The sequence below is a fragment of the Rickettsia sp. Oklahoma-10 genome, from assembly GCF_039954865.1.
Lineage (GTDB): Bacteria > Pseudomonadota > Alphaproteobacteria > Rickettsiales > Rickettsiaceae > Rickettsia > Rickettsia oklahomensis.
Genome location: NZ_CP157197.1, coordinates 226,013 through 247,534, shown reverse-complemented (window position 1 = coordinate 247,534; position 21,522 = coordinate 226,013). Strand labels below are relative to the sequence as shown.

The following is a 21,522-nucleotide window of genomic DNA, read 5'->3' as shown; positions in this document are numbered from 1 at the left end:
TTATAAAATTATGAGTCAATAATTGTTAATAATAATATTATAGTTAAGTTTTCATGAATGTTAGATACATCAATTCAGGAATTAATAAATAAGTGGCAAAAATACCTCATTTTGCAAAAAAATTACTCTAATCATACAGTAATTTCTTATAATAATGACCTTAAGCATTTTTTGGAGTTTATTTATTATTATAATTCAGACATTGTAACGATAAATCATATTAAAACTGTAGATATAAGACTAATCAGAAGTTGGCTTGCAAAACGTAACTGTGATAATTTTACTATATCTTCAATTTCACGTGGTTTATCTGCAGTAAAAAATTTTTATAAGTTTTTAGAAAAAACAGCGCAATTAAATAGCCATATAATTTTTTCTATAAAATCTCCTAAAAAAACTAAATTGTTACCAAAGGCTTTATCGGAATATGATGTAGTGATGTCACTTGCACATATTGAAGAATACGGGAATGTTAAGTGGGTAGAACTTAGAAATAAAGCTCTACTTGTTCTTATATATGCTGCAGGGCTTCGTATATCGGAAGCATTATCAATGACGAAATTTCATCTACAAAATCTAGAATTTATAAGAATAATAGGTAAAGGTAGTAAAGAAAGAATAATTCCGTGGTTACCGATTGCTAAAAATTTAATTACCAAATATTTAGAAATATTGCCATATAAGTTAGGTGATAATGAACCGATATTTAGAGGAAAGCAAGGTAAGAAATTGCAGCCATCTGTATTTAATCGTGAATTAATTAAATTAAAGCGTTTTTATGGTTTACCTGAACATTTAACTGCTCATTCATTTAGACATAGTTTTGCTTCGCATTTGCTTGAGCATGGTGCAGATTTACGCTCTATTCAAGAGCTATTAGGTCATAAAAGTCTATCTACTACACAAAACTATACTAAGACAAGTATAAAGCATTTAGTGTCTGTATATACTAATTCATATCCAATTAAAGAATAAAATATATTAATATTAAATCTTCTTGCGTTACTTTTAAGTTATATATTATTATTAAAAACCTTCTAAATATAAATAGATTAATCTAATATTGAGATATTAATATGCTAGAAACACCTAAATTACCTATGGGATATAAACCTTCTAAGGATGAAGAATATATGTGTCCTAATCAACTAGAATATTTTAGACAAAAACTTTTAAGATGGAAAGATGATTTATTAAAAGAGTCTCAAGAGACTTTAAATCATTTAAAGGAAGAAAATTTGAAAGAATCCGATCTTAATGATTGTGCCACTCATGAAACAGAAAGAGCTTTTGAGCTTCGTAGTAGAAATAGATATTGTAAATTAAAGAGTAAAATAGAAGAGGCGTTATCACGTATTAAAAATGGGGAATACGGTTACTGTGAAGAAACAGGTGACCCAATAGGTATAAAAAGATTAGAAGCACGACCTATTGCTACATTATGTATTGAAGCTCAAGAGCGTCATGAAAATTATGAGAGAAGTCATGTGGATAAGCCTGGAAACTAAGCAGTTAGGTGCATGGATTAGTTTTTTATTGTCATCCCATGATGGGGTCTAGACAAAATTTAAAAAGATTGTACTCCGTGGTCAAGTGAACTGGGTGACATTGTGCGATATAAAAATCTTACTGAGATACCTTAAAACCTAGAGAAGTTAGAGCATTTACTGTTTCAAATAGAGGCAATCCCATAACATTTGAATATGAACCGGAAATAAATGAGATAAAAGCTTCTGCATAACTGGAAATTTTATAGCCACCAGCTTTGTCTATTCCTTCATCTAAAGAACAATAAAAGTTAATCTCTTCATCACTTAATTTTTTGAACTTAACAATAGTCTGAACTGTTTTTTGTCTAATTGTAAGCTGGCCATTTTCTTTTTTGATAATACATAAACCAGTATAGACACGATGACGACGCCCTGATAATATCTTAATACAATTCTTAACATCTTCGTAAGTAGTAGCTTTCGGCAATATTCTTCTACCTACTGCCACTACGGTATCAGCAGCTATAATTATAGCTGATTCTTCTATTTGAGATACGACTTTTATAGCTTTTGCGTAAGCAAGTCTTACGGCTAAGGAAACAGGTAACTCACGTAAATTAGGTGTTTCATCTATATCTGCCGTAATAATTCGTGAAGGGATGATTTTGATTCTGTTTAATAACTCAACTCTTGTAGAAGACCTGGAAGCTAATATAATCGATAAGGTTTTTTGGTTCCGCTTCATACTTTAAGATTAGTGACGATGAATCACACGCCCCTTAGTTAAATCATAAGGGGTCATTTCGACTGTAACTTTATCCCCTAATAATATTCTGATACGATTCTTACGCATCCTACCGGAAGTATGAGCAATAATTATATGATCATTCTCAAGCTTTACTCTGAAATTAGCATTAGGTAAAAGCTCAAGTACTGTACCTGTAAACTGAATTAGGTCATCTTTTGACATTATAATTTATGTTTTTGTGGTCGGGGCGGAGAGATTTGAACTCCCGACCCTCTGGTCCCAAACCAGATGCGCTACCAGGCTGCGCTACGCCCCGAGAATTATATTTATGTTTATAATATACTCTATTATTCGTATCAAATCAATTTGTTTATTTAAAAATTTATAGATTTTATCTAGCAAAAGTGGTTTTATTTATACCTAAGTATTATTGTGTTATACATGTGGAAGCAGGAATCCAGTAAAACATATAATTTTGCTAAAGGTTTATAGTACAGTGACTTAGTCCCTTAGGGATAATACAAATAAACGGTGGAGACGTAACACTTAAATAACCAAGTATATGTTAACAATATCAATTTTACCTCTTCACAATCTGCTACATTCACTTGTGCTAATACAAGTGTTAGTGGGTGGGGCTGTGACTACTGGCAATAAAATTCATACTTTTGTAATAACAAGTGATTTAACAAGCAGGTACTATGCTGTTTGGTTCAGACTCAAATTACCTTAAAACCGTGCAGTTTAACAGTGACAATGAAATCATAATCGACAGTAAAGATTTTTACTCTAGTATAACAAACCAAGACAAAAGATCAAGAGTACGGTACAATATTGAATGCTGATAGCACTTTATCGATGATTTAGGTGCTAAGAATTTAAGTCTTAAACTAGTTCAGTTCAGTATTAATAAAGGTATGGTAAAAGGGGATACCTATGCTAAAGATATTATTATTGATTCTAGTAAATCAGCCATATTTACCGGTAATGACAGTAGAAGTTTAGATATATCTGCAGCTGCCGTCGGCAGTGTTAAGATAAGGTGCCGAGAGGAAATTTAATTATACAACAAAAATTGTTTCAGATATTTTCAAGGTAGCAGTAGTCACTATTCAGCCAAATACACTAATGCCATGCTTTGTACAAGTGCCGATTAACGGCGGTAGTCATTAAATTTAACTATGAAGTGTAGCTCAAAACCACTAAACCGGTACTAATTTTATTGCTTTTACACTGAAGAAAATAGTCTTAATCCAATCAGATTTAGGAGTAGCTATCATAGTTGCCAATCAAGCAACGATTATTTTTACCAGAGGTAGCTTATAATAATCTCAGGAAGTAATATAATTTTTGACCTTAGTAATAATAAGATCACTTTAGTATGAGATTGGCAACTCCTGCTGATAAGATTACTATTATGTCTTATGCAACAAATGCCAATCAAACAGGTAATGCTAATTAGTGGTAATATAGTCTTAGTGAGTGGTAGTACTATAGATCTATCAATATGTTTCTTTAATCAAAGTATTTTTAACTGCACAAAGTGATCCTTCTGCTATCGGATAAGGTAGTGCTTATTATTATATTTAGTGTAGTAGGCGGTAATATAAAATAGTCGGTAATGCGGCAAATCTACTGTTAAACGTTACAGCTAATGAAGGATGTTTTGTTAGATGGTAGATCTAATTCATTTATACTTTATACATATAGAACCAACAGGGTATGTAACAATATATAATATAAAATTTTAATAAATACTCCTGTCGATAATGTTATAGTGAATACCCCCTGTAGGGAGTACAAAGATGTGAAGTATTTAACACCTATTATCTATAATTCAGAGACAAATGAAATACATAGAATAACTACAACGCTTATTAATCCAATTGGTTTTTCTATGTTGGTCCAAGCGTTGGAGGTTACAGTCTAATACAAACGTCTCCAACTGCCAGCAATATAGTGAACAATATATTCCGCCTAATAATCTGGGAGTATATAATACTTTATATACTCCGATTACAGTAGTGGCACCAGTGGATTTGGTCCTAATTGATCTGGTACAGGTGGTAACTCACCTGCAAGTGGCAAGCGGAATGTTGGCAGATATACTCCTTCAGTTGATAATGGTGGTACAAGTTATAATGGTCCAGCATCAACTGCGTATGTAGTGACAAGCTATGGTGGTGGGTACAGGCTCTAACTGCAGTATCCACCAATGGTGGAAACAGGCTCATACGGTAATAATGGTAATCCTGCTGCAAACAGGTGTATCTCCTGCTAATAATAACGTTATATGTCTGCAGAGATAACTATACAGGTACAGGTAACGGTAGAAATTCAGGTAGTGGACATTAAGTCGTTTTGAATTATGTAATGCTGCACATGCTAATATACACCACTACTGCTTAAGAAAGTAGGTAAGAGACTTAATATTCTTAAAGATGCAGATCACGGTAACAAATCCTGCAGCGGAGGAAGCTAATTCTCGAAGATACGGTGTGACTGCTGTCATAGGGTAGTAAATGTGAACTTGATTATGATGTTATTGCAGCATATAAAACGGCTATTACATAGAATAGCTAATGAAGATTATAAAAAAACAGTTGGACGCATTTAAAACAGACCATGAAAGACATGTAAAAGAGTTAAACTTTTATCAAAATATAACTATAGTCAAGGGACTAGTAAGCAATTGCTAACAAAAGGTAAAGTGATACTTGCTGATTTAGTTGATGATAAAGCTATATTATATGCTATGCATATAAATGAAGAAGAGACTAAATACTATATAAAAGATTATATGAGTATAAATGGAATGATGCATCAAAAACCTTAAAACAAGGTCTTTTAGATGAATAAAAACATAAAGAATGGATAGAAAAACAACTGGCAGAGTAAATGTAAATAGACCTCTTTCCTAACCTATCTTATAAGAGGAATTTGTAAGAAAACACGGAATGCAGCATCGCAGCGTATACAAATTGCCTTTGGAAGTAGGTTATGTGGAGAGTCTAAATATAATAAGGAGTAAATTCAATTGTAGTCCTTATATAATCAACAGCCAAAATGAGGCGCCTCACAAAAGCCCAATAATACTTAGGACAATCAAAATATAATATCGATATCACCTTACCTAAAATAATAATTTGAAATCTTTACATAGACTAAGAACTACAATAGTTTTTATGGTTATTGCATGTAGTTTTTTATTTAGTATTTAAGACAGGGCATTTTTTACTAAATTGATGTTGATTAATTAAAGAAAATACATTAGCACATCTAAATATTTCTAGTACATAATGGCCTTGATCTCCTACTAAATCAGTAATTTTTATTATACTGCTTGGAAAGTATTCCTTAACTATTTTTTCTAACTTTTTTGCATAAATTGCCATTATTTTATCAAAAAAAATTTAAGTTTTTTTACTTAAAGTAAAGTTTTATATGAATTTTTATTACAGAATTTTAAACATTCATTGATAAAAGCTACTCTTGTGCATATAATAATTAATATAAAATTATATCATTTATTAATTCTAATGAAAAAAGAAGCAAAAGAATTAAAATTATTTATCTTAGAATGTTTGAGTGAAAAAAAAGCAGAAAATATTGAGGTAATTGATTTAATGGGAAAACATAAATTAGCCGATTATATTATATTTGCTAGTGGTCGTTCGACTAAAAATATTAAAGCAATTGCTGAATATGTAGCTTTAGAATTAAAAAATAATGCTGGTATAAGTATTAATATTGAGGGGCTTGACAAATCAGAATGGGTATTGATAGATGCAGGTACTATTTTAATTAATATTTTTTATCCTGAAGTACGGGAGCATTTTAGGCTAGAAGAAATTTGGAAAAGATGAACGATCATATTCTTATTAACGTTATAATTTTACTTGGTACTGCGGTTTTTATCGTAGCTATACTTAAGCGTTTTAGGCTAAGTCCTGTACTTGGCTACCTAATTGCCGGAGCTGCGATAGGTGATCACGGTTTAAAAATCGTAACATACGATCAAACAAAGTTGCTAGGTGAGCTTGGTGTGGTATTCCTATTATTTGCAATAGGTCTTGAGTTATCTTTTGAACGATTAAAAGCTATGAGACGATATGTCTTTGGTCTTGGTAGTTTGCAAGTTTTAACGACTGCTATAGTAATTGCCGGTGCAATGGTGCTTATAGACGGTAATAGTAGTGCAGCTATTATTACCGGTGGCGGTCTTGCACTCTCATCTACGGCTCTTGTTATGCAGGTTATTGAAGAAAATCGTAGCCAATCGACACAAATAGGGAGAATTTCTTTAGCAATTCTTTTACTACAAGATTTAGCCGTAGTGCCATTGCTTGTGATAGTACCGTTACTTGCTAGTAACAATAATGCCTCCCTTGCTGCTGCCCTTGGTATTGCACTCTTAAAAGCCGTAACAGCATTACTTACAATATTTATTGTCGGTCGTGTTTTACTTCGCCCTGTGTTTTCATTCATTTCATCAGAAAGTAATAATGCAAGCGAGTTACCTATTGCGATGACTTTGTTAATAGTACTTTCTGCTGCTTGGGCCACCGAAACATTTGGTTTATCTTTAGCTCTTGGAGCGTTTGTTGCTGGAGTATTAGTTGCAGAAACTGAATTTAGATTGCAGGCGGAAGAAAGTATTTATCCTTTCAAAAGTTTATTTTTAGGGCTGTTTTTTATGACTGTCGGTATGAATATCGATGCTTTAGAAATGTATGAAAAAATATCTCATATTCTTACTTTATCGATTGCTTTAATAGGTATAAAAACCTTAATTATAACGGCTTTTTGTATTTTATTCGGTTTTAATAAAGGAGTTGCATTTTATTCGGGTTTGTTATTATCGCAAGGTGGGGAGTTTGGTTTTATATTATTCAGTTTAGGCAAAGATAGCGGAATATTAGAAGAAAGTACTGCCGATATATTATTACTTGTAGTTACTTTTACTATGGCACTTACTCCGTTACTTGCAGCTTTAGGGAAAAAGATTGCCGAGAAAGTTGATAAAGGACTTGGTAAAACCCCGACTCAAATGATTGAGCTTGGTGCAAGAGATTTAACAAACCATATTATTATTGCTGGACTCGGTAATATTGGTAAAATGGTAGCAAGAGTTTTGGAAGCAGAAGGTGTAAGTTACGTAATACTTGATTTAGATGATGATAGAGTTAAAGAAGAGCTATCAAACGGTTTGCCAGTTTTTAAAGGTGATGTATCGCAAGCCGATACTCTAAAGGCGTTAGGTACGGAAAGAGCATTTGCTATAATACTTACTATGAATAATCAAGTAACTATCAAGAAATCGCTTAAGACAATTAGCAGTAATTATCAGGATATACCTGTTATCGTTAAGTTAAAAAATTTAAAAAATGCTAGAGAGTTTTATGATTTAGGGGCCACAACTATTATTCCAGAAAGCTATGAGACAGGATTACAAATCGGTGGAATAGTCTTAAAACATATAGGTATTAGTGAGCAAGAAATTAATAGAATAAAAGTGCAATTTAGGCTTGGTAATTATATAATAGTAAAAAAAGAGGATGCTTTGTCTGAAGTGGAAGATAATGATTAAAATTTTTATCATTTTAATTACAATAGTATTATCAACAACAATTAATGCCGATAATAAAAAATTGCCTGTGCCAAGATTTGTTTCAATAAAATCTAATGAAGTAAATGCAAGGAGTGGACCAACGACTAAATCTGCTGTAGAATGGGTTTTTATTAAAAAAGGTGAGCCGGTAGAAATAATTGCAGAGTACGCACAATGGAGACAAGTCCGTGACATTAACGGTGAAGGTGGCTGGATACATTCAAGTGTTTTATCAGGTAAAAGATCAGTAATTATTATTGGTGATGAAGAAATAGAGCTTACCAAAGCTATCAATCCTAAAAGCCGAGTGATAGCAAGATTAATGCCTAAGGTTCGTTGTAGCTTAAAAAAATGTAAAGAACAATTTTGCCAAATTACTTGTAAGAATTACACAGGTTGGATTTCAAAGAAAGTAATTTGGGGAGTGTATAATGATAATGATAGATATTGAGAGTTTTACTCAAACGTTAAATTAGTTCTAGATTCAATTTTATAGGCAGCAAATTCTAGATATTGCACAAGAGATACAATCGCTATGATTATCTTGTATGGCTTTCTTTTACTAGGGGTGATTGGGTGTATGATCTACCTAAAAGGTGATGTTTTGATTATGCTTAAAAGTATCATATGGTGCTACTTTAAGATTGAAAGATATATATTAGAGAAGACGGTAGTAATAAATCATGAGCAAATATGTTCTTTAATAATTCATTAATATCTATAATTTTTGATTCAATAGATGTAAAATAGTCAGTTAGAAAAAGGGCGTTATTTTTATAATGATATATCACAAAAGAAGGTATTCTTTATATATGATAGCGTTGAATTTACAACGAATCTAAGGAGTTACATTGGAGTGAGAAAAGAAATTGCTAAAAAATATTATGAAGAGTGATTTAAACATGCTAACGAATGTTTTATTGATGTTTATAGTATTTTACTAAGAGGAACAAATATGCTTTTAAGTTACATCAATCTATGGAAAGTTTGTACAGTACTATTTTATTAGTTTTTTCTAATTATAAGCTTAAAGTCACATGATATAGAAGAATTAGTTAGTATGGCAGGAAATTAATATAATGAATTATGAACGGTATTCTATCTAAGTTAACTGAAGAACAAAAAAATGTTTTAAGTTGCTTTAAAGTATATCTTGATCAAGATATAATAGAAATTATAAAATTAGTACGGAACAGCTTTTATATTTATTGATAGAGTAGAACAGTCAAAAAAAATCAACGAAAGAATCGGTAATTATGACACTATTGCAGCTCTGTTTTTATTAATAGATTAAGAAGATGATAAAGACACTACTTAACTTGTGAATTTAATTAATATTTATTATTAAATCTTGTAATACATTATATAATGCTTTGGATATAGAAGGGAGTAAGAGACCTTTTGTTCAATTGCTGTCATTATTTATACTTGATTCTAGTATTAAAATCTACCTCTAGCCCTCCAGCAGTTCTATAAATCCAACTATTCGTTTTATTCTTAACCATAGATAAAATGTTTTCTATTACAAATCCTTCACAGCTGCCTCCGGAGAATATAATGTACGAATAGTTCAGCATAAGATTTAATGATTTAATGATTTAATAATGCATTTAGGATATCGCTATCACGAATGTATAGTTTCATGGTTCTGACTAATTGTTTCTTTATTACTTACCAGTGGCTTAGCAAGCTTATGACAAATAAATCTTCAAATAGATCTATATCTTAATTATAGTTAGTTACTGATATTTCAAGGTTTGCCACTATTTTACTAGCATTTAATAAATTACCTTGGCAATGAGTGAATATAGTCTAGATTCTGAGTAAAACTTCTATAGGTATAGCCGAGTTGCAGTATTTCAAGTCTAAATAAGTCATTATGAGAGATTGATTCCAATTCATACTGCTATTATTCAAAGCACTGAGTAAGTTGTCTGGAAAGTTACCTCTAAGTCATAATAAATTATCATCAATATATCCGGCTTTTCTAATTTTTTGAGCATTAAAACGACAAAGCTGATTATAAATTATACGACCTGCTAATGATTTCATAGAATGTTTTAATAATTCTTTAGAAGCAAGAAGTAAGCACTGTTTAACTTTTGATCCCTGTTGACGTCTTTCATCAATAACAATACATAAAACTTGCAAAAGCTGATGCATCATCCTTTGAATTTCACCAATAACTAAGTGGTTGGTATAAGTTGCAAGTAAAGTTTAGGACCAGATAATTTTGCCAAATCTGAAGGTTTCTATAAGTATAAATATAAATGTGTAGGAGATATCAGTTCTGCTATTTCTTTTGCTAAAAAACGTATAATCATTATCCATACAAATTTAATATTTCATGTTAAATTTATATAGATAGTTAAGATGTTACTTTAATTCTCTTACATCAAGCTTAAAAGACATATAGTTATTTGACAACATGTAAAAATAAAAATAATATTCATTTAAATATTATTAGGCAAAAAAGAGAATTTTATAGAAGTTATGCATACATAAGTTTGGTAAGCACGGATAGTTTATTATTCTTTCAGTTTTTAGATAAAGTCTTGCATATCTTAACTGTTGATTGATATAGTACTACATATGAAAGAAGATATAATTTATAATATTACTACTCCAATTCAAGCTTTAGCAAATCTGCAAGCAAAATTAAAAGATTACAACGATTGTATGGAGAAAAATTTATCTAGTGGATGAATTGATTAGAATAAGAAGAGCAGAGGCAAAACATGAATAATATATTACTAGATACTTCGATTTTACTTGCTTTAATTCAAAATGAAAGAGGTATTGAAATAATAAAAGCCTCTATTGTTATATTTGGTGATTCCGATTGGTGAATATTACCAAGGTGTTAACTGTTTTAAAACACATTAATATAGAGATACTGAGGAAATATTAACTTTAATTACGGATTTTATAGTAATAATTGTGCTGTTTGATTTAGAGCAAGTAAAATATGCTGCGGAGTTGCAGACATATACACATATTCACTGATTGTAAAGACTTTGTTGTATAGATCGAAAAACGCATTTGGGTGTCATACTGTGGTTTGAATAAAAAATAACTTTTAGTTTATGTGTTTGTGACATTTTTATCTTAATCCTGCGATCAAGGCGCAGGATTGATAGTGGTGAAATCGTGATCCATGCAACAATATCAACTTGATCACAGTATGACTAAATGTCTGCTTTCAGTTTATTTAAAATTTGATTAAATTGTTTAAATATTTTATAATGTAAAACTTTTTTATAATGTTAAAATTTTATGAGTAAGAAGCTTTATATTAAGACCTATGGATGTCAGATGAATGTTTATGATTCTGTCAAGATGAAAGATTTGCTTTATCCCTTTGGTTATGAGTTTACGGATAATATTGAAGAAGCAGATGTTATTATTCTAAATACCTGTCATATTAGAGAGAAAGCAGCCGAGAAGACTTATTCTGAACTTGGTCGTATTAAGAAACTACAAGATATGCGAAAAAACCAAGGTTTAAGCTCTGCAATAATAATTGTGGCCGGTTGTGTTGCTCAGGCAGAAGGGGAGGAAATTTTTACAAGGACTCCTTATGTTGATATTGTTGTTGGTCCACAGTCTTATTATAATTTACCACAATTAATTTCTAAAGTCGTTAGACATGAAAAACATTTAATCGATCTCGATTTTGTTGAAGAAGCAAAGTTTGATCAGTTACCTGAGCAATTATATCCGCAAGGAGCAAGTGCCTTTATATCAGTACAAGAGGGGTGTGATAAATTTTGTACTTTCTGCGTAGTGCCTTATACTAGAGGTGCTGAATTTTCAAGGAACATAGAACAGGTCTATAGAGAAGCGTTAAAATTAGTTAGCAGCGGTGCTAAAGAAATTATGCTACTTGGACAAAATGTAAATGCATATCATGGTAAGGATGTAGATGATAAGACATTTAGTCTAGCTGATTTAATAAGGCATTTAGCACAAATTCCAAATTTAGAAAGATTGCGTTATACCACGTCACACCCGATAGATATGACGGATGATCTAATAAAACTGCACGGCACTGAACCCAAATTAATGCCATTTCTACATTTACCGATACAATCAGGTTCAAATAAAATATTAAAAGCAATGAACCGCAAACATGATAGAGAATATTATTTTGATATAATTAATCGCTTAAGAGCCGCAAGACCCGATATAGTGTTCTCTTCTGATTTTATTGTCGGGTTTCCCGGTGAAACAGATGAAGATTTTGAAGATACTTTAGATTTGGTAAGTAAAATAAAATACGGTCAGTGCTATTCATTTAAATATAGTCCTCGTCCAGGCACCCCTGGAGCAACTAGAACAGACCAAATACCGGAACATATAAAATCAGAGAGATTAACTATATTGCAAAAAAAACTATCAAGCCAACAACTAGCTTTTAATGAAAGTTGTGTTGGTAGTACCATGAAAGTTCTATTTGATCGCATAGGTAAATTCGACGATCAAATAATAGGTAAAACTCCATATATGCAGTCCGTATATATCAAAAACCCTAATAAAGAGTTACTGTGTAAAATTATTGATGTAAAAATTATAAAAGCTGCAAGTAATAGTTTAACAGGTGAAATATATACTGAGATAGAACTTTAAAAATTGGTACCAAGTCCTACAAGTACGGTGTGGTACGAACTATATTAATATACCGTTATTCCTTGTTTTGTGGACCGATTACTCTTTTTGAAGTTGATCTTCGTCTACTTAATTATAATGTCAAAAAATATTACCTATAAATGTATAAGTTTCTATTTTTTTGTTTAAGAATTTTTGCAGTATTGATTTTAATTGGTTGCGTTGTTTTAGCGTATATAATATATCATTATTCACATGATTTACCGGATTACTCACAGCTTGCACGTTATTATCCTCCCTCAGTAACGCGTATTTATTCCCGTGACGGTAAATTAATGGAGGAGTACGCTTTTGAACGCCGAGTATTTGTACCGATTAATAGCGTGCCAAGTTCATTAATAGAAAGTTTTATTGCTGCTGAGGATAAGAATTTCTATAACCACCCGGGGGTCGATTTGCTTGGAATAATTAGAGCAGCATTTTTAAATATATCTAATTATCTACATCATAGACGTATGGAAGGAGCTTCTACCATTACTCAGCAAGTGGTCAAAAATTTTCTACTAACTAACAAGGTTTCTCTTGAACGTAAGATTAAAGAAGCGATTCTTTCTTATATGATTTCGAGAGTATTTACTAAGGATCAAATTTTAGAATTATATCTTAATCAAACATTCTTTGGTCGTGGTGCATACGGAGTTGCAACAGCTGCACAAAATTATTTTAATAAATCGGTAGAAGAACTTACCATTGCAGAATCCGCTTTTATTGCGGCGTTGCCTAAAGCTCCTTCCGAACTTAATCCAGAGAAAAATTATGTTAGGGTGAAAAGGCGTCGTGATTACGTAATAACACGTATGTTTGAAGACGGTTATATAACAAAAGAAGCGGCAAAAGAAGCTATAGATAGTCCAATAGTTCTACGTAAACGCGCTAAAGAAGAGACTGTTGTAGCTGATTATTATGCTGAGCAGGTGCGAGAAGAAGTAATTAAGATGCTAAATAGTAAGGAAGAGTTTTATACTGGAGGTCTTACTATTATTACTTCTTTAGATACAAAGATGCAGCAATTAGCTGAAAATTCTTTAAGAAAAGGTCTTAGGGAGTTTGATAGAAAACGTGGTTTTAGAAAACCTATAGCTAATATCTCTATCCAAAACTGGCAAGAGGAGCTAAAAAAATTATCTCTGCCTCAATCCCTTTTAGAGTATAAATTAGCTGTAGTTCTAGATGTGACCGATAACCATGCAGAGATTGGGCTTATAGACGGCAGCAAATCTAAAATTCCTATTTCTGAAATGAAATGGGCAAGAAGTGACCTTAAGTCAGTTAAGTCTTTGCTTAAAAAAGGTGATGTAATAGTAGTTGAGGTTATAAAAGAGTGGTATGCTCTTCGTCAAATCCCTGAGGTGAATGGGGCTATTATGGTTATGAATCCAAATACTGGACAGGTACTTGCAAGTGTTGGTGGTTATGATTTTTCGACCAGTAAATTTGATAGAGTAACTCAAGCACTTCGTCAACCAGGTTCTTTGAGTAAGACTTTTGTTTATTTGGCAGCTCTTGAAAACGGTGTTAAGCCAAATCAGATTTTTAATGATGGGCCTATTGAGATCTCACAAGGTCCAGGTATGCCTAGTTGGCGTCCTAAAAATTATGCAGGTAAGTTTTTAGGTGACATCACTATGCGTGCCGGACTTGAAAAATCTTGTAATCTTATAACTGTAAGAGTTGCAACTGCAGTTGGACTTACAAAAATCATTGATATAATTAAGCGTTTCGGTATTAATAATGAACCAAAAAAAGTCTATTCTATGGTACTTGGTTCAATTGAAACTACGCTTGCACGCATGACTAATGCTTATGCAATTATTGCTAACGGTGGTAAAAAAGTTGAACCTCATTTTGTAGAATTAATTAAAGATCGTAACGGACGTATTATTTATCGTAGAGAGAATAGAAAATGTGCGGCTTGCATTGTTTCAGATAGTAATTTAGACACTGCAATATTAGAAATACCCAAGGAAGATATCTATAGAGTTACAGATGAAGCTAGCAACTATCAAATTACTTCGTTTTTAACAGGAGCAATAGATAGAGGAACCGGCTATGCTGCAAAGAAGTTAGGGAAGATTATCGGTGGAAAAACCGGTACTAGTAATGATAGTAAAGATACATGGTTTGTAGGCTTTACACCCAAAATAGTAGTCGGTAGCTATGTTGGCTATGATACTCCAAGAACCCTTGGACAAAGAGCAACTGGAGCAAACGTTGTATTACCGATCTTTATTGATTTTATGAGTAACGCTTATAAGGATGAGCCAGTGTTGCCTTTCAAGGTTCCTGATTCAATAAAATTATTAGCAGTAGATAGGGCAACTGGTAAAATTACGCCAAATGGTAGTGTGATAGAAGCATTTAAAATCAATAACGTTCAAATGCTTGAGAATGAAGACATGATCGATAATCATGATCACAGTGATATTTTTGATTATGTGCCGAGTATAAATGATCAATCCCAAGAAATTTATTAAACTATATACTTGTTTAATTTAAAAAATTAGCAGCGTTAATTTTTGTTGATGATCCTCATGTAGTATGACCTACGCTGTGATTATAAGTTTTGAAGTGCATTGCTCTTTTCTAAATTAAACTTAGTCTACCCACTCTAATGTACTTAGAGCTTAATATATGAAACAAGTTATATCTAACTGCCCTAATATCACTTATTATACTTTTTATAACTTAAGTAGATTGTTTTTTAGTTAAAGAAAATAATAAATTTATTAGACAGGAAATTGTAATTCACATTCTTCTCCGTGTTCAACATTGAAAATTGCTATAAGTTTAATGGATTATGATGATAGGCTTTTAATTGATAATACTCATCCAAAATTACCTTTTAAAGAAGGAGATGTTGACTATCTTAAAGTTTGGAAGCAAACTCAAATACCTAAAGACTGGATGAAGAATAACTGTATTTGGTAATACTTAGGTTATTACCAAAGAATTAGGTATTGAAAAATTCTGTGATTATGTAACGTAATTTAATTACGGTAATCAGATATTTTAGGTGATAAAGTAAAAATAACGGCTTAACCAATTCATGGTTTGCTGGTGCTTTAGCAATTTCACCAGAAGAAGAATTAACTTTTCTTCAAAAACTCGCAGAGAATAAATTACCTGTACCTTACAGCCCAAGGAATGACTAAAAATATTTTGTTTATTGAAGATGGTGTAGATGGTTGGAAGCTTTGCAGTAAATATAGGCAGTTGGGGATATACTGATTCAAGATAGAATGCAAAAATTACAAGATAGGTAAATCGGATAGTTTGTAGGTGGTTATAAAAAATAATATAATAGTTTTCTTTGTACATATTTATTGAAGATAATACAACTGATGATTCTTATGCAGGGTACTCTATTAAGAAATAATAAAAGAAAAGCTAAAAGAATTGAACTGAACCTCAATTTGTGGTTTCAGAATACAATAAATCCTTTGCAGCTGTTTTATGTACTTCTAATACACTCCTAATGATTTTCTATACTTTTATTTTTTAAGTGATGTAAAACTGTTACAATTACGATTTTAATCGAAAAATTAAATCTTTAAATTTTAAAGAATTAATACTTCAAATTTTATTGAAATAAGAGAATATTTATTTTTGTCAAAAATTGCTAAGAAACTTGATAAAGAAAATGCTAGAACTTACTCTCATGAAGAAACGTGGAAATAAATTATAAATTTTGTTATCTCTTGCAGTATCTAAAAAAATGTTATAAACTCAAGGAGTTCATAGAAATTTGATGGTGTTATACAAGGCGTAAAAGCTTTAGAGCTAAATTTTAGCAGATAGATATGTTTTCTATTTTAGAACACAACATTTATCAAATTGGAATATAGAAGGAGTAGAGTTTAGAGGTCTACATTTATTATTTGAAGGACAATATGAAGGTTTAATTAAACGCTTAGATGAACTTGACGAAAGAATAAGAAGTTTAGGTACTAAATTCCCTGCATTATCAAATTTAGTGAAACTTACTGCTATAGATGAGGTAAGTCTGAATATAACAGTGAATGAAAGGCTTAAAGTGCTCACAAAAGATTACAATATTATTAAGGAGATATAAGGTCTTAAGGTAGCATAAGCAGAATGCGATTAGGGTGCAGCCGATTGTTGGGACAGATTAAAGTGCATGAGTAGAATAGGTGTATGCTAAAAAACATTATGGTTGTTTGAAGTTGCTTATGTCATGTTTGTTGGGAGTTGTTGTATGGATCGGTAAAATCTGTAGTATTGCCCCGTGGCTTGACCACGGGGTTCATAAAAACATTAAAAAGATTGGATACCGTGGTCAAACCACGGTATAACAATTAAACAAATTAACGAAATAAAAATAAAATGGAACAATACGATGTAGCTGTTATAGGCGGTGGTCCCGGTGGGTATGTTGCAGCAATTAGAGCAGCACAATTAAAGAAAAAAGTTGTATTAATAGAAAAAGAACATTTGGGCGGAGTATGCCTTAATTGGGGATGTATACCGACTAAATCTCTGCTTAAATCTGCTGAGGTGTTTGAGTACATAAGACATGCTAAAGATTATGGAATTGATGCTAAAGGTGCTGAAATCAATATTAAAAAAATAGTTGAGCGTTCAAGAGAAATTTCAGGTAAGCTTGCAGGTGGTGTTAAGTTTTTATTAAAAAAAAATACAGTGACTGTGATAGATGGAGTAGCAAATCTCGCAGGAAATAAGATAATAAATATAGATAAACAAGGTAATAAATTATCTATAAAAGCAGAGAATATTATTATAGCTACTGGTGCTAGATCAATAGTATTAAAAGGATTTGAGCCTGACGGTAAACAAATTTTGACGTCTAAGGAAGCTATGATACTTCAGTATGTGCCGAAATCTATAATTATAGTAGGTGCAGGGGCAATAGGTATAGAGTTCGCTTCATTTTATAATAGTATCGGCGTTAATGTTACCGTAATTGAAGCTCACACTAAAATATTGCCTGCCGAAGATACGGAAATTGCTGGAATTGCTCATGAGCAATTTGAGAAAAAGGGTATAAAAATTATTACAAATGCTAAGTTAATTAAGCAAACAAAATCACAAGATAAGATAGAAGTTGAATTAGAGTTAGGCGGAAAAACACAAAAATTACAAGCTGAAATCTTACTTATGGCAGTAGGTATTAAGGCGAATACGGAAAATTTAGGACTAGAGAAAACAAAAGTTAAAGTAGAAAACGGCTATATAGTTACTAGCTTATTAATGCAAACTGCGGAATCAGGTATTTATGCTATAGGAGATGTAGCAGGAACACCTTGTCTAGCACATAAAGCAAGTCATGAAGGTATTATTGTAGCGGAAAGCATAGCCGGCTTAAAACCCAATGCTATTAATAAACATAATATTCCCAGCTGTATTTATTCTTCACCACAAATAGCAAGCGTTGGTTTAACTGAAGAAGCATCAAAAGCTTTAGGTTATGAGCTTAAAATAGGTAGATTTCCTTTTAGAGCTAATGGTAAGGCTTTAGTAAGCAGTGATAGCGATGGGTTAATAAAAACCATATTTGATGCTAAAACTGGTGAGTTACTTGGAGCTCATATGATAGGTTCAGAAGTTACGGAATTGATACAAGGATACGTAGTTTCAAAAAATTTAGAAGGCACCGAACTCGATTTAATTAATACTATCTTTCCACACCCGACTTTATCGGAAATGATGTATGAGTCGGTACTCGCTGCTTATGATAGAGCAATACATATATAGGTCTAGGTAAAAAAGAGTAAAAACATAAATTAAAGTTGTATTGTGTACGCTCCTTTTACAAAAAGTATATATATATATGAATAAAAATAATTTAATAGGGAATTATGCTATAGCTTTATTTAATAATGCTATGGTTGATAGTATTCAGGATAAGGTATTTGAGGAAATCACCTTTATAAATAGTATTATTACTGATCATTTTGATATTAGGGAATGCTTATTTTCTCCTATAGTAAATAGGAATGATAAAATTAATGTAGTCAATTCGTTAGTAAAAAATACTAAAATTCACACAATAGTACATAATTTTTTATTATTATTGATAAAAAATTCCCGCATAACTATCTTATCAGATATAGTAAGTATATTTAATAAGTTGCTATATGAAAGTAAAAATATAAAGATAGTTCAGGTTATTTCTGCAAATAAGTTACAACCTAAAGAGCAAGAGTGGATTAAGTCTCATATAGAAAAAGAGTTAGATCAAAAAACAGAAATATTATTTGCTATAGATAACACTATTATTGGTGGTATTGTAATTAAATATGATAGTATGTTGCAAGATTACTCAATAAAAGGTAGTTTAGATAAAATAATGAAAGTTTTAAAGAAAGTTAATATTACTACTTGAATATTGTTGTTGTACCTTGTCCTGACCCACGGTATCCAAAAAAATAGCTTGTAGTAGTCAATTTTACTAGATCACGCGATCAAGTCGTGCGATGATAATGAGTATATTAGGGAGATGTAAACCACATGAAACTAAAGCCTATTGAAGTAGCTGAAATATTACAAAAGGAAATAGCTAATATTAATTGCTTAAGTGAACTTGAGGAAGTAGGACAGGTAATAACCGTCGGTGATGGTATAGCTAAAATTTTTGGTCTTGCTAATGTAAAATCTGGTGAAGTAGTAGAATTTAAATCTGGTGTTAAGGGTCTTGTTTTAAATTTGGAAAATGATAGTGTCGGTGCTGTAATTATGGGGGAGGATAATCAAGTACAGCAAGGTGATAATGTTAAAAGAACCAAAGAAGTTTTAGAAGTACCGGTTGGAAAAGCTTTGCTTGGTCGTGTTGTGGATGCTCTTGGTAACCCTATTGACGGCAAGGGCGATATTGTAAGTAAAGAATACAGACATATCGAAATGAAAGCCCCAGGGATAATAGAAAGAGCAAGTGTTAGTGAACCTGTGCAGACTGGTATAAAGGCTATTGATGCTTTAATTCCGATAGGCAGAGGGCAAAGAGAACTAATAATAGGTGACAGACAAACTGGGAAAACAGCTATAGCCATTGATACTATTATTAATCAAAAACAAGCTCATTTACTTACTAATGAAAACGATAAAATTTATTGTATTTATGTAGCTATTGGGCAAAAAAGATCAAGTGTTGCACAGATAGTAAGAAAACTAGAAGATGCTGGAGCAATGGACTATACAATGGTTGTTTCCGCGACTGCATCGGAAGCTGCTGCTCTTCAGTTCATTGCCCCTTATGCTGCCTGTAGCATGGGTGAATATTTCCGTGATAATGGCATGCATGCACTTATTATTTATGATGATTTGAGTAAGCATGCCGTAGCATATAGACAAATCTCATTATTACTTAGAAGGCCACCTGGGCGTGAAGCTTACCCGGGCGACGTATTTTACTTGCATTCAAGATTGCTTGAGCGCGCTGCTAAAATGTCAAAGGGAAAAGGTAGCGGTTCACTTACAGCACTTCCTATAATCGAGACGCAAGCAGGTGATGTATCCGCATATATCCCAACAAATGTTATTTCAATTACCGACGGACAAATCTTTTTAGAAAGTGAGTTATTTTATAAAGGCGTAAGACCGGCTGTTAATGTTGGTATTTCAGTAAGCCGAGTTGGCTCTGCAGCACAAATAAAAGCTATGAAGCAAGTGGCAGGTTCGGTAAAGCTAGAACTTGCTCAATTTAGAGAGCTTGAGTCTTTCTCGCAATTTGAATCAGATCTAGACCCTACAACTAAAGTACAAATCGAACATGGTAAGAGATTAGTTGAGATATTAAAACAAGCACAATATCATCCTTTTCCGTTAGAAGAGCAAATAGTCAGTATTTATGTTGGGACTAAGAAATATTTAAATTATGTACCGCTTCAGAAAGTAAAAGAATTTGAAGATAAAATGCTTACGGAAATAAGGTTAAATAAAAACAATATTTTGGAATCAATAAAAAATGAGCAATGTATAACTGAAGAAACTGAGCAGAAACTAAAAGCATTTTTAGAAAATTTTGTTAAGGCTTTTGTTGAAGCCGATTAATTAGCATAATGTCATTCTTATATTCTATTTCATTCTAACGAAAGTGGTAGAATATAAGAATGGCTATAGAATTACAAGAACTAAAGTATATGTCAAATTTAAAGCAGTTAAGAACTAGAATTAAAAGCATTAAATCTATACAAAAGATTACCAAAGCAATGCAACTAGTATCAGCATCTAAGATGACAAAAATAAAGAGTCAAATAGCCAATTCGAATTTTTATATTGAGGCTATTAGTAAAATGATGTCTGCTATATTATCAATGGATATGTATGAGCTATCTATAGAAGAACAAAAATTTTTTTATGCCGTACCTAATAAAGCAAATTTATTGATAGTGATAACATCACAGCGTGGTTTATGCGGAACATTCAATTACAGCATAATTAAGCAAGTTAAGAATGATATTAAAGAGTTAGAAAATAAAGGTGCACAAATAAAACTTATCATTATTGGAAAAAAAGGTTACGAAGTACTAAAAAGGCAGTATGCAAATTATATTGATAGTTATTTTGATTTACCAAAAATTCATGATGAACAACTGATTCTACAAGTAAAACAAAAAATTATGTCGGCAGCCTACAATTTTGAAGTTAGTAGCTGTGCTATATATTTTAACAAATTTAAAAACGCAATGACTCAAATTATGACTAGACAAAAGATTTTACCGGTAGAAAAATATCAGGATGATTCTACAGTCAAAAATGATCATTATAAGTATGAAGGAGAAAAATTAATTTCTAACTTGATTAGTTTATATGTTGATGCCCAAATAAATTATGCTCTGCTACAAAATAGAGCAAGTGAGGAAGGGGCAAGAATGACTGCTATGGGCAATGCAACCAATAGTGCTAATGATTTAATAAGTAAGTTAGTTTTAAAGCTGAATAGATCAAGACAAGCTATTATTACTACAGAGTTGATAGAGATTATAGCCGGATCTGAGGCTGTTTAGATATAAGGCTGTGTGTTAGGC

The 21,522-nt window shown here is 31.8% G+C and carries 20 protein-coding genes, 1 tRNA gene and 2 pseudogenes; 17 read left to right on the top strand and 6 right to left on the bottom strand.

Translation table 11 applies throughout. The features are described from left to right. The first annotated feature begins 57 nt into the window (after positions 1–57). Both AAGW17_RS01150 and dksA read left to right on the top strand, forming a co-directional pair. Positions 58–975 carry a tyrosine recombinase XerC gene (locus tag AAGW17_RS01150; RefSeq protein ID WP_347939118.1) on the top strand — a complete coding sequence of 306 codons (918 nt, stop codon included), beginning with the start codon at positions 58–60 and terminating at the stop codon, positions 973–975. A gap of 101 nt (positions 976–1,076) precedes the next feature. Next, positions 1,077–1,508 carry an RNA polymerase-binding protein DksA gene (gene dksA, locus AAGW17_RS01145; RefSeq protein WP_347939117.1) on the top strand — a complete coding sequence of 144 codons (432 nt, stop codon included), beginning with the start codon at positions 1,077–1,079 and terminating at the stop codon, positions 1,506–1,508. A 118-nt stretch (positions 1,509–1,626) separates the two neighbouring features. Here the strand turns inward: dksA and AAGW17_RS01140 are convergent, their stop codons facing one another. From AAGW17_RS01140 to AAGW17_RS01130, 3 genes are all read right to left on the bottom strand, one after another. Continuing rightward, entirely contained in the window at positions 1,627–2,235 is a 609-nt protein-coding gene (locus AAGW17_RS01140) for a Maf family protein (RefSeq protein ID WP_347939116.1), read from the bottom strand. A gap of 9 nt (positions 2,236–2,244) precedes the next feature. Further along, positions 2,245–2,460 (bottom strand): translation initiation factor IF-1, encoded by a 216-nt coding sequence (infA, locus tag AAGW17_RS01135; RefSeq protein WP_347939115.1) that lies wholly within the window; start codon positions 2,458–2,460, stop codon positions 2,245–2,247. Between the two features lie 17 nt (positions 2,461–2,477). After that, positions 2,478–2,554 (bottom strand) — tRNA-Pro (locus AAGW17_RS01130). Positions 2,555–3,155: 601 nt separating this feature from the next. Here AAGW17_RS01130 and AAGW17_RS01125 point away from each other — a divergent pair. Beyond that, on the top strand, positions 3,156–3,299 hold the full coding sequence (locus AAGW17_RS01125; protein ID WP_347939114.1) for a hypothetical protein: 144 nt from the start codon (positions 3,156–3,158) through the stop codon (positions 3,297–3,299). Positions 3,300–4,930: 1,631 nt separating this feature from the next. Then, positions 4,931–5,074 (top strand): hypothetical protein, encoded by a 144-nt coding sequence (locus AAGW17_RS01120; RefSeq protein WP_347939113.1) that lies wholly within the window; start codon positions 4,931–4,933, stop codon positions 5,072–5,074. A gap of 381 nt (positions 5,075–5,455) precedes the next feature. Here AAGW17_RS01120 and AAGW17_RS01115 read toward each other — a convergent pair. Beyond that, positions 5,456–5,633: pseudogene (locus AAGW17_RS01115) on the bottom strand (BolA/IbaG family iron-sulfur metabolism protein). Between the two features lie 144 nt (positions 5,634–5,777). Between AAGW17_RS01115 and rsfS the strand changes: the two are divergent. From rsfS to AAGW17_RS01095, 4 genes are all read left to right on the top strand, one after another. Beyond that, entirely contained in the window at positions 5,778–6,104 is a 327-nt protein-coding gene (rsfS, locus tag AAGW17_RS01110) for a ribosome silencing factor (RefSeq protein ID WP_347939112.1), read from the top strand. After that, complete coding sequence (locus tag AAGW17_RS01105) at positions 6,101–7,828, top strand: monovalent cation:proton antiporter-2 (CPA2) family protein (RefSeq protein ID WP_347939111.1); 1,728 nt, start codon at positions 6,101–6,103, stop codon at positions 7,826–7,828. The genes rsfS and AAGW17_RS01105 overlap by 4 nt, the downstream gene beginning before the upstream one ends. Then, on the top strand, positions 7,821–8,300 hold the full coding sequence (locus tag AAGW17_RS01100) for an SH3 domain-containing protein (RefSeq protein ID WP_347939110.1): 480 nt from the start codon (positions 7,821–7,823) through the stop codon (positions 8,298–8,300). The genes AAGW17_RS01105 and AAGW17_RS01100 overlap by 8 nt, the downstream gene beginning before the upstream one ends. Before the next feature lie 635 nt (positions 8,301–8,935). Continuing rightward, positions 8,936–9,061 (top strand): hypothetical protein, encoded by a 126-nt coding sequence (locus AAGW17_RS01095; RefSeq protein WP_347939109.1) that lies wholly within the window; start codon positions 8,936–8,938, stop codon positions 9,059–9,061. Between the two features lie 206 nt (positions 9,062–9,267). On the opposite strand, the gene AAGW17_RS01090 is transcribed toward AAGW17_RS01095, so the two are convergent. Further along, the gene (locus AAGW17_RS01090; RefSeq protein ID WP_347939108.1) at positions 9,268–9,426 is read right to left on the bottom strand and encodes a hypothetical protein; all 159 of its coding nucleotides are present in this window, start codon (positions 9,424–9,426) and stop codon (positions 9,268–9,270) included. 376 nt (positions 9,427–9,802) lie between these two features. Further along, entirely contained in the window at positions 9,803–10,015 is a 213-nt protein-coding gene (locus tag AAGW17_RS01085) for a hypothetical protein (RefSeq protein ID WP_347939107.1), read from the bottom strand. Between the two features lie 1,110 nt (positions 10,016–11,125). On the opposite strand from AAGW17_RS01085, the gene miaB reads away from it, so the two are divergent. The 9 genes and pseudogenes from miaB to atpG all read left to right on the top strand — a co-directional run bounded on the left by miaB (position 11,126) and on the right by atpG (position 21,501). After that, the gene (gene miaB / locus AAGW17_RS01080; RefSeq protein ID WP_347939106.1) at positions 11,126–12,478 is read left to right on the top strand and encodes a tRNA (N6-isopentenyl adenosine(37)-C2)-methylthiotransferase MiaB; all 1,353 of its coding nucleotides are present in this window, start codon (positions 11,126–11,128) and stop codon (positions 12,476–12,478) included. 140 nt (positions 12,479–12,618) lie between these two features. Next, positions 12,619–14,991, top strand: coding sequence for a penicillin-binding protein 1A (locus tag AAGW17_RS01075; protein ID WP_347939105.1), 2,373 nt, complete (start codon positions 12,619–12,621; stop codon positions 14,989–14,991). Positions 14,992–15,286: 295 nt separating this feature from the next. After that, on the top strand, positions 15,287–15,445 hold the full coding sequence (locus AAGW17_RS01070) for a hypothetical protein (protein WP_347939104.1): 159 nt from the start codon (positions 15,287–15,289) through the stop codon (positions 15,443–15,445). Between the two features lie 856 nt (positions 15,446–16,301). Then, positions 16,302–16,583, top strand: a pseudogene (locus tag AAGW17_RS01065) (ferritin-like domain-containing protein); the annotation flags it as partial. 124 nt (positions 16,584–16,707) lie between these two features. Next, the gene (locus tag AAGW17_RS01060; protein ID WP_347939102.1) at positions 16,708–16,830 is read left to right on the top strand and encodes a hypothetical protein; all 123 of its coding nucleotides are present in this window, start codon (positions 16,708–16,710) and stop codon (positions 16,828–16,830) included. Positions 16,831–16,861: 31 nt separating this feature from the next. Beyond that, positions 16,862–18,250, top strand: coding sequence for a dihydrolipoyl dehydrogenase (gene lpdA, locus AAGW17_RS01055; RefSeq protein WP_347939101.1), 1,389 nt, complete (start codon positions 16,862–16,864; stop codon positions 18,248–18,250). A 76-nt stretch (positions 18,251–18,326) separates the two neighbouring features. Further along, positions 18,327–18,881, top strand: coding sequence for an ATP synthase F1 subunit delta (atpH, locus tag AAGW17_RS01050; protein WP_347939100.1), 555 nt, complete (start codon positions 18,327–18,329; stop codon positions 18,879–18,881). A 125-nt stretch (positions 18,882–19,006) separates the two neighbouring features. After that, the gene (gene atpA, locus AAGW17_RS01045) at positions 19,007–20,545 is read left to right on the top strand and encodes a F0F1 ATP synthase subunit alpha (RefSeq protein WP_347939099.1); all 1,539 of its coding nucleotides are present in this window, start codon (positions 19,007–19,009) and stop codon (positions 20,543–20,545) included. Between the two features lie 89 nt (positions 20,546–20,634). Further along, entirely contained in the window at positions 20,635–21,501 is an 867-nt protein-coding gene (gene atpG, locus AAGW17_RS01040) for an ATP synthase F1 subunit gamma (RefSeq protein WP_347939098.1), read from the top strand. Positions 21,502–21,522: the final 21 nt, after the last annotated feature.

Bases quoted from the DNA above. Each gene is read 5' to 3' on its own strand.
- AAGW17_RS01150 (WP_347939118.1), top strand. From the start codon at position 58: ATGTTAGATACATCAATTCAGGAATTAATAAATAAGTGGCAAAAATAC.
- dksA (WP_347939117.1), top strand. From the start codon at position 1,077: ATGCTAGAAACACCTAAATTACCTATGGGATATAAACCTTCTAAGGAT.
- AAGW17_RS01140 (WP_347939116.1), bottom strand. From the start codon at position 2,235: ATGAAGCGGAACCAAAAAACCTTATCGATTATATTAGCTTCCAGGTCT.
- infA (WP_347939115.1), bottom strand. From the start codon at position 2,460: ATGTCAAAAGATGACCTAATTCAGTTTACAGGTACAGTACTTGAGCTT.
- AAGW17_RS01125 (WP_347939114.1), top strand. From the start codon at position 3,156: ATGGTAAAAGGGGATACCTATGCTAAAGATATTATTATTGATTCTAGT.
- rsfS (WP_347939112.1), top strand. From the start codon at position 5,778: ATGAAAAAAGAAGCAAAAGAATTAAAATTATTTATCTTAGAATGTTTG.
- AAGW17_RS01105 (WP_347939111.1), top strand. From the start codon at position 6,101: ATGAACGATCATATTCTTATTAACGTTATAATTTTACTTGGTACTGCG.
- AAGW17_RS01100 (WP_347939110.1), top strand. From the start codon at position 7,821: ATGATTAAAATTTTTATCATTTTAATTACAATAGTATTATCAACAACA.
- AAGW17_RS01095 (WP_347939109.1), top strand. From the start codon at position 8,936: ATGAACGGTATTCTATCTAAGTTAACTGAAGAACAAAAAAATGTTTTA.
- AAGW17_RS01090 (WP_347939108.1), bottom strand. From the start codon at position 9,426: ATGCTGAACTATTCGTACATTATATTCTCCGGAGGCAGCTGTGAAGGA.
- AAGW17_RS01085 (WP_347939107.1), bottom strand. From the start codon at position 10,015: ATGATGCATCAGCTTTTGCAAGTTTTATGTATTGTTATTGATGAAAGA.
- miaB (WP_347939106.1), top strand. From the start codon at position 11,126: ATGAGTAAGAAGCTTTATATTAAGACCTATGGATGTCAGATGAATGTT.
- AAGW17_RS01075 (WP_347939105.1), top strand. From the start codon at position 12,619: ATGTATAAGTTTCTATTTTTTTGTTTAAGAATTTTTGCAGTATTGATT.
- AAGW17_RS01060 (WP_347939102.1), top strand. From the start codon at position 16,708: ATGTCATGTTTGTTGGGAGTTGTTGTATGGATCGGTAAAATCTGTAGT.
- lpdA (WP_347939101.1), top strand. From the start codon at position 16,862: ATGGAACAATACGATGTAGCTGTTATAGGCGGTGGTCCCGGTGGGTAT.
- atpH (WP_347939100.1), top strand. From the start codon at position 18,327: ATGAATAAAAATAATTTAATAGGGAATTATGCTATAGCTTTATTTAAT.
- atpA (WP_347939099.1), top strand. From the start codon at position 19,007: ATGAAACTAAAGCCTATTGAAGTAGCTGAAATATTACAAAAGGAAATA.
- atpG (WP_347939098.1), top strand. From the start codon at position 20,635: ATGTCAAATTTAAAGCAGTTAAGAACTAGAATTAAAAGCATTAAATCT.